A 7,289-nucleotide genomic window follows, 5' to 3' on the forward strand; every position below is an offset into this window, starting at 1 on the left:
TTTTGGCTATCCTAAACTAGGATAATAAGTGCAAATAAAAAGGGATGAAAACACTGTTTTCATCCCTTTTTTAATTCATTAATAACCGTCGTAATTACTGCTTAATCTTACTAATCACTTTTGAAGTTGAGCAACCATCTAAAAACTCAAGCACCTCAACTTTTCCGCCGTGAAGCAGTACATGCTCAGCACCGGCTATTTGTTCAACCGTGTAGTCGCCACCTTTAACTAAAATATCTGGGCTAATTTGCTCAATTAATTTAGCCGGTGTGTCATTTTCATCCGCACTACCAAATGGAATAACCCAATCAACAGAGGAAAGTGCACTTAATACCATAGCTCTTTCATCTAGCGGATTAATTGGCCTATCGGCGCCTTTTAATCGTGATATAGACGCATCGTTATTTAGCCCCACCACTAATCTATCGCCACGCGCTTTTGCTTGTGCTAAATAGCGTACGTGCCCAGCATGCAAAATATCAAAGCAGCCATTGGTAAATACAATTGTTTCGCCATTTTGTTTTGCAAACTCTATATGCTGCAGCACATCGTCAAACGGAGTTTGATAATGCTCACCAGTGGCATGTAAATATTGACCCAGCTTACGACTAAGCTCTTCTGGCGACACTGTGGCCGCACCTAATTTACTCACCGCAATGCCCGCTGCTAAGTTAGCAATTTCCACCGCATTTTTAGGTGTCATTCCCGCCCCTAGCATCACGGCTAGAGTTGCTATAACTGTATCGCCTGCGCCGGTTACATCACTGACTTCAAGCTCTTGCGCGGCAAAATCATATTTTTCAGTCGCACTAATTAACGACATTCCTTGCTCTGAACGCGTTAGCAACATTGCTTTTATGCCTGCGTCACTTATGAGCTTACGCGCACTTGTTGCCAAGCCCTCTTCTGAGTCTGTTTGCCCACCCGCTAATTTAAACTCATTTAAATTTGGTGTAATGTAGTCTGCACCTCTATATAAATGTAAATCAGACGACTTAGGATCAACGAGTACCGTTTTCCCTGCTTTTTTAGCTAGGCTTATCATGTTTTCAATCAGGCTCAATGAACCTTTATTGTAATCAGAAAATACTATAAAATCGTACTCATCAAGTACTAGCTCTAAACGGTTTAATAACAGCTGGCTGTGTTGCTCTGTAAACGTCTCTTCTAGATCTAGCCGTACAACTTGTTGATGACGGCTAATCACTCGCATTTTAGAAATTGTCGGTAAGTCGCATACACTTACTAACTGTGAATTTATTTTTTCACCTTCTAAAATGCCTTCTAGTATCTGTCCACCTTCATCTTCGCCTATTAAGCCAAGTAGGCCTACTTTACCATCTAATCGGGCTATATTTTTAGCCACGTTTGCTGCGCCACCGGCTTTGTCTTCTAATTTGCTTACTTTAACTACCGGCACCGGAGCTTCTGGGGAAATACGCCCTGAATCACCATACCAATAACGGTCAAGCATTACATCGCCAACCACCAAAATACGTGCGGCTGATAAGTTTTTTAATAGCGATAAATCCATTACTGCTGCTCCGCAACTACCATATCAATAGCTTCACATAACCAATGGCCAATAAACATGTGTGCTTCTTGAATTCGCGCTGTTTCATCGTTTTTAATAATAATAGGTAATTTGGCAATATTTTTAACTTCACCGCCATCACGCCCCGTTAATGCTACGGTAAAGGCCCCTATTTTATTCGCTGCTGCTAACGCTAGATTAATATTGGCGCTTGTACCTGATGTGGTTAACCCTATAACTAAATCTTCTGGTTTACATAAGGCTTGTACTTGGCGTTCAAACACAGTGTCAAAATGATAGTCGTTACTGTGCGCAGTTAAAATTGACGTATCGGTTGTAAGTGCCATAGATGCAAGTGGACCACGCTCTAATTTATAACGCACTACAAATTCTGCCGCTAAATGCTGTGCATCGGCCGCACTACCACCGTTACCAAGCCAAACAACCTTACCGCCTGCTTGTAATGCACTATGGCACACTTCTAACAATTGCATAGACTCTTGATGATAAGCCTCCATCGTTTCAAATAATGCTAAATGACGATTTAAACTCTCAAGGTAACTCGTTGCTACTGAATCGATAATTGACATGGTAAATTCCTCTAGGAATTGAAATGGCAGGAAAAATTAATTTCATTATTCCATAAATCTATACCCAAATCACCTCAATATACATATTACTGAAACAGGTATTTTGAGCTAACTTGAATAGCGTTATTATTATTTTATCGGGTAGCAGCTGAACACAAACCATATTTTATCTTTTCTGTGTTTAGAATTGATCATTTTCACGTTAAACTAAGACGACTTACCCTTATAAAAGCTTAGTATGGCACGCATTTTTTATTCACTCGCATTAATGATTATTAGCCCACTAATCGTATTTTATTTATATGTATTACGCGGTAAAAAAAACCCAGGTTATAGAGCGCACTTTAAACAGCGCTTTGGTTTTGTGGACAAGTCTTTATTTGCCAATAACAATAAGCCGCTGCTAGTGCATTGTGCATCTGTAGGTGAGGTACTCGCCGCTACCCCCCTGATCAAAGCAGTACAAAAAGCGCACCCTAAATTAAATATACTTATAACGTGCAACACCCCTACTGGTCGTGAGCAAATCATTACGCAGTTTAAAAACACGGTAGCGTGCTGCTATTTACCTATGGACTTTCCATTTGCAACCGCCCGATTTTTAAAACGAGTAAAGCCACAAGCCCTGTGTATTTTAGAGACCGAACTGTGGCCCAATCTTATGGCAAGTAGTCGCAACAGAAATATTCCGGTACTTGTTTTAAACGCTCGCTTGTCTGAAAAATCGCAACAGGGTTATCAAAAAGTAGCTAAGCTAACGCATATTATTATGCGCTCTATCACTGTATTGGCCAGCCATAATAAAACTGACGCCAAACGCTTTATAGAGCTTGGTCTTGAGCCACATAAAAGCAAAGTTACAGGTTCAATAAAATTTGATATTACACCCACCCAAGAGCAACTAACTAAGGTAACTGCACTCAAGCAGCTTTATAATTTAGAGCAGCGCTTTATATGGGTTGCAGGCTCCACTCACCCTATCGAGCATGAGCAGGTACTTAACGCCCACCAAAAACTATTAGAAAAACAACCCAATGCATTACTCATAATAGCGCCGCGCCATCCTGAGCAGTTTGATAAGGTTGCAGATTTACTAACGCAAAGTACACTGAGTTTTAGTCGCCGCAGTAATAATAATTATAATAACGAAAACGTCTTGTTATCAGATACACTTGGCGAGCTGCAATACTTATATGGCGCTGCTAATGTGAGTTTTATTGGCGGCAGTTTAATTCGTCGCGGTGGCCATAATCCTCTTGAATCAGCTGCATTTTCAGTGGGCGTTATCAGTGGTGCGCATACCTATAACTTTGATCATATTTACCCTGAGCTTATAAAACTCAAAGGCGCTATTGTGGTTGATAATGCTGATGAGCTAACACAACAACTTATAGCACTAAGTCAAAACAGCAAAGCATGTCAAACTTTAGGTAAAAAAGCAGCGCAGTGCGTGGCCAATAACCAAGGTGCTATACAAAAAACACTTAACATTATTAATCAATATTTAGAGCCAAAACCGTGACCAACATAGCCATTACTCAAACCCGCGAATGGGTTTCAAATGTTATTGTAAAATATAACTTTTGTCCCTTTGCCCGCAAAGAAGTAGAAAATAACTGTATTCATTATTTTGTAAGCCCTGCAAGCAGCATAGACGATGCAGTAATGGACATGCTTGAACAATGTATTGAGCTTGACCGAGAGGCTGCACGCGAAACCACACTTATTATGTTTGATAACGGCTTTAGCGACTTTGAAGACTTTTTAGACTTGGTTGACTTAGCCAACGCGCTGTTAGTAGCCCAAGGTTTTGAAGGTAAGTATCAAATTGCTAATTTTCATCCCGATTATGTATTTGCCGATAGCGATGCAAGCGATGCGGCAAACTATACTAATCGCTCCCCTTTTCCTACTTTGCATTTAATTCGCGAAGCAAGTATGAGTGCAGCACTTGAGAGTTATAACGAACCCGAATCTATACCTGAGCATAATATAAATTTAGCAAGGCGCAAGGGTATCGATTTTTGGCAACAGTTACTCGAAGGGTGTAAAAAACCGAGCGCCTAAACGATCGGTTATATATAGCAGTAAATAGTATATAACAGTAAATAACTCGTTATTTTTTAACCCAATTACCATTTACTTCAACAAAGTGACCTCTTTGGGTTTTTTCGATTGTTTTTGCTGCAGCTAACGCTTCTACTTGCGCCAGTGACAAATTATTTTTTTGCGCTAATTTTAAATACTGTGCTTTACGCTTAGCATTAATGGTATCAACGACCGCTTTAGCTTCTGCATTTTGTACCACTAAGCCCAAATAGCCTGAGCTATCTTCGCCTACTAAACCTTGGTTTTTAGCATCATCTAAACTAATAGCCCATGCCGAAAAAGACATACATACAGCACTAACTAATGTAATTATGCTTAATTTTTTGTTAATTTTCATATCCTAGCTCCTTAAAATAACTCACTGTCGTCACTAAATAAATTATCGAGTTCTTTATCTACTTTTACACGAATTTCGTGATCAACCTTCACATTTAAATTAATTGTAATAGGCTCTTTAGCAGCTACCTCTACTCGGTGCGTACACGCACCAAGGGCACTTATTGCTGCAAATACAATAAGTACTTTTATGCTTAACGACTGTTTCATCATTAGTTTCCTTTTTGTGAGTATTGTTGCTCAACTTTTTGTGTAATTTCATCACTTAAGCGTAATGCGCGTAATAAAGTAAATATATTTTCTTCATGATTATAATTAAAATTAACTTGCTGCTCTGCTTGCTTATTATAACCTTGCAAATTTACGCCAAGCTTTAACCAACCATCACTTTTAAGTGCCACACTGCTATTAAGCTTTTGTATATCAAGATTTTTAAGTAACCCCAATACAGGCTGTAACTCTTGCTGCTGCTGCATAACTGAATCAAATGCGGCGTTATTCGTAATCATTAACTTACCCGTTCCTTGATTACTTAAACTGCCATTTACTACCTCAATCCCCGTGCTATTAAAGTGCACTGGCAAAGTGCCAGCAAAGCGCCCTGAAAGCGTAATCCCCGACTGCTCATCAAGTGTAATAAGTTTACTGGCATCAATGTTTTTAAAGTTAACATTAGCAACTTGCTGCAAGTCATTAAGCGAGTATTTATCAAGGCTAAACTCACCATCAAATAACTCTCCCGCAATATCAAACATACGCGCATTATTGTTTTTAACCTGCCAGTTACCTTTAATGTTTTTAATAACAACACCAGCCCTTAGCTCATTTAAATTAAAGGTAGTGGGTTTTACATTAAGCTGCCCTGAATTATACTCTCCTACAAATTGGCTACTTAAATCGCTAGCAAGGTAATCGTTATAAAGCGCACTTGCGTTGTTTAACTCCATTGCAAACGAGGCGTGTTGTAAATTTACATCCCCGCTGATTCGGCCATTAAACGTTCCCTGTGTAAGCTGCGCTAACGGCTCAAACTGATGAATAAAGGTATTTAATAGCACTATATTTTGTGTGGGTACTACTATTTCAAATGGATGTTCCACTGCCGATATATGATGGTTTACTGCTAATTCAATATCGTTTACAAATACGTGATGCGATGCTTTAAGGGCGCGACTTTGCAATCCTGTAGATGCAACTTTTATATTATTGAGTTTTATAACAGGGCTATTAAATTTATTTATTACAGTATTAGCGCTAAGGTCTGCAAATAATTCACCATGAGTTAAATTTGCTTTAGCAGTTATGGTATTACTTATATCTGTTAATTTAAATTCGTTATATTTTAACGTTTTAAATAGGGTTTTTAGTGTTATTTGTGCGTTTAAAGCATCATCTAGCTGTGCCGTTAAGCGACCTTCGTATTGCTCTACACTCAGTTGTGCAAAATCAACCTTTGCGGCTGTTAATCTACTTGTAGCATTACCACTTGGTTTTCCATCGACTATATTTATTAAATTAAATTGCCCTGAGGCGTTAACTTTATTAGCGCTAATTTTATTACTACTAGTACTGGCAATAAAATCGGGAAGTGAATTAAGCGCAACAGTATAATTACCTTTAAGTGTGTTATTTTTAAATTCTGCATTAAGCTCAATGTTGTTAATGTCTGGCGTACTTATACTAACCGCTAACATGCTTTTAAAATCCGCCCAAAGGTTGGTAAAATTAAGCTCTGACTCCATTAGAGTTATTTCAAATTGATTATCTCCTTCACTCATTATATTTAGCATTGGCAAAGTAAGGTGGTTATTAGTAATACTAATCACTTTAGGAAGTTTAATCTGCCAATTTAAAGGGGTTTGGTCAGCTATAAAATCAGCATAATCACTCGGCGGAACGAGTGAGCTACACGTAGGCGTTAAATTTAATTTATTGTTTAACAAACTCGAATCTAGCTCAACTAATTTACTATTTAAATTAAAACCAATAATTAACCTACCATTAGCCAATGCTTCAAGCCGGCACTGCTCCATAGCATATTCAAACTGTGCGTTTACATCGCCATTTAACTGCAGTTCAATACCATCAAAGCTAAATACTTGCTGAGTACTAAAGCTAATACCTGCAACGGCTGTATTTTCGGTATTTATAAGCTGCTTTAACAGAGAGTCATCAACAGAAAACTGCCCTGTTAGTTTATTATTAGCTAAAATTGCTTTAGCGTTTATATCGCCTGTTATATTAAATTGATTTAAAATCGGCTCTGCTAAATTTATTTTTAGTGGCTTGTTAAAGTCATTACTCTTTATTACCAGCTGTTTTATAGCAATTAATGGACGTTTTTCTGGCAGCGCGAGAGCAAGCTTTTTTGCCGCGGAGCTACTTTGATTACTTTTGGGAAGTGGATTTATACTTAATACTGCATGCTCAACAATCACTTGCTTTGTATTTACAGTAATATCGATTAGCTCTAATTGTTGATTTTGATAAGTTAAGCATACTTTGTCGGCATGAACATTTAATTGAGCTGTAACCGAAAAATTTAAGCAACTGAGTGTAATACCCGCTTTTTCTAATTGCGGTGTTATAGCCCACTGGACTAATGGCAAACGAAATATATAACCAAGCAAAATTATGCTTAGTAATAAACTGCTAATAATTAAACTCACACGCTTAAACATATTATCCTTAATATTAGTGCTAGGTTCTAGGTTCTAGGT

Annotated in this window: 7 protein-coding genes; 2 read left to right on the forward strand and 5 right to left on the reverse strand. The window is 38.2% G+C overall.

Features of this window, described 5'->3' with window-relative positions:
- Positions 1-94: 94 nt before the first annotated feature.
- Positions 95-1,534 carry a bifunctional D-glycero-beta-D-manno-heptose-7-phosphate kinase/D-glycero-beta-D-manno-heptose 1-phosphate adenylyltransferase HldE gene (hldE, locus tag H5058_RS09740; RefSeq protein ID WP_011328980.1) on the reverse strand — a complete coding sequence of 480 codons (1,440 nt, stop codon included), beginning with the start codon at positions 1,532-1,534 and terminating at the stop codon, positions 95-97.
- Positions 1,534-2,124 (reverse strand): SIS domain-containing protein, encoded by a 591-nt coding sequence (locus H5058_RS09745; RefSeq protein ID WP_011328981.1) that lies wholly within the window; start codon positions 2,122-2,124, stop codon positions 1,534-1,536. The genes hldE and H5058_RS09745 overlap by 1 nt, the downstream gene beginning before the upstream one ends.
- Positions 2,125-2,362: 238 nt before the next feature.
- Here H5058_RS09745 and waaA point away from each other — a divergent pair, with 238 nt between their 5' ends.
- The gene (gene waaA, locus H5058_RS09750; RefSeq protein WP_179807590.1) at positions 2,363-3,646 is read left to right on the forward strand and encodes a lipid IV(A) 3-deoxy-D-manno-octulosonic acid transferase; all 1,284 of its coding nucleotides are present in this window, start codon (positions 2,363-2,365) and stop codon (positions 3,644-3,646) included.
- Positions 3,643-4,191, forward strand: a complete 549-nt coding sequence (locus tag H5058_RS09755; RefSeq protein ID WP_179807591.1) for a DUF1415 domain-containing protein — start codon at positions 3,643-3,645, stop codon at positions 4,189-4,191. Before waaA ends, H5058_RS09755 begins: the two co-directional genes overlap by 4 nt.
- A gap of 49 nt (positions 4,192-4,240) precedes the next feature.
- On the opposite strand, the gene H5058_RS09760 is transcribed toward H5058_RS09755, so the two are convergent.
- From H5058_RS09760 to H5058_RS09770, 3 genes are read right to left on the reverse strand one after another with little or no spacing between them, the layout of a single operon-like run.
- Positions 4,241-4,570, reverse strand: coding sequence for a YdbL family protein (locus H5058_RS09760; protein WP_179807592.1), 330 nt, complete (start codon positions 4,568-4,570; stop codon positions 4,241-4,243).
- An 11-nt stretch (positions 4,571-4,581) separates the two neighbouring features.
- Positions 4,582-4,779 (reverse strand): YnbE family lipoprotein, encoded by a 198-nt coding sequence (locus H5058_RS09765; protein WP_011328985.1) that lies wholly within the window; start codon positions 4,777-4,779, stop codon positions 4,582-4,584.
- 2 nt (positions 4,780-4,781) lie between these two features.
- Positions 4,782-7,250, reverse strand: a complete 2,469-nt coding sequence (locus H5058_RS09770) for a YdbH domain-containing protein (protein ID WP_182677888.1) — start codon at positions 7,248-7,250, stop codon at positions 4,782-4,784.
- Positions 7,251-7,289: the final 39 nt, after the last annotated feature.

Origin of the sequence: Pseudoalteromonas sp. SR45-4, assembly GCF_014163535.1 — a bacterium.
In the GTDB taxonomy this organism is placed as follows: Bacteria; Pseudomonadota; Gammaproteobacteria; order Enterobacterales; family Alteromonadaceae; genus Pseudoalteromonas; species Pseudoalteromonas nigrifaciens.

Excerpts from the sequence above, each read along its gene's own strand:
- waaA (WP_179807590.1), top strand. The coding sequence starts at position 2,363 with ATGGCACGCATTTTTTATTCACTCGCATTAATGATTATTAGCCCACTA.
- H5058_RS09760 (WP_179807592.1), bottom strand. The coding sequence starts at position 4,570 with ATGAAAATTAACAAAAAATTAAGCATAATTACATTAGTTAGTGCTGTA.
- hldE (WP_011328980.1), bottom strand. The coding sequence starts at position 1,534 with ATGGATTTATCGCTATTAAAAAACTTATCAGCCGCACGTATTTTGGTG.
- H5058_RS09765 (WP_011328985.1), bottom strand. The coding sequence starts at position 4,779 with ATGAAACAGTCGTTAAGCATAAAAGTACTTATTGTATTTGCAGCAATA.
- H5058_RS09745 (WP_011328981.1), bottom strand. The coding sequence starts at position 2,124 with ATGTCAATTATCGATTCAGTAGCAACGAGTTACCTTGAGAGTTTAAAT.
- H5058_RS09770 (WP_182677888.1), bottom strand. The coding sequence starts at position 7,250 with ATGTTTAAGCGTGTGAGTTTAATTATTAGCAGTTTATTACTAAGCATA.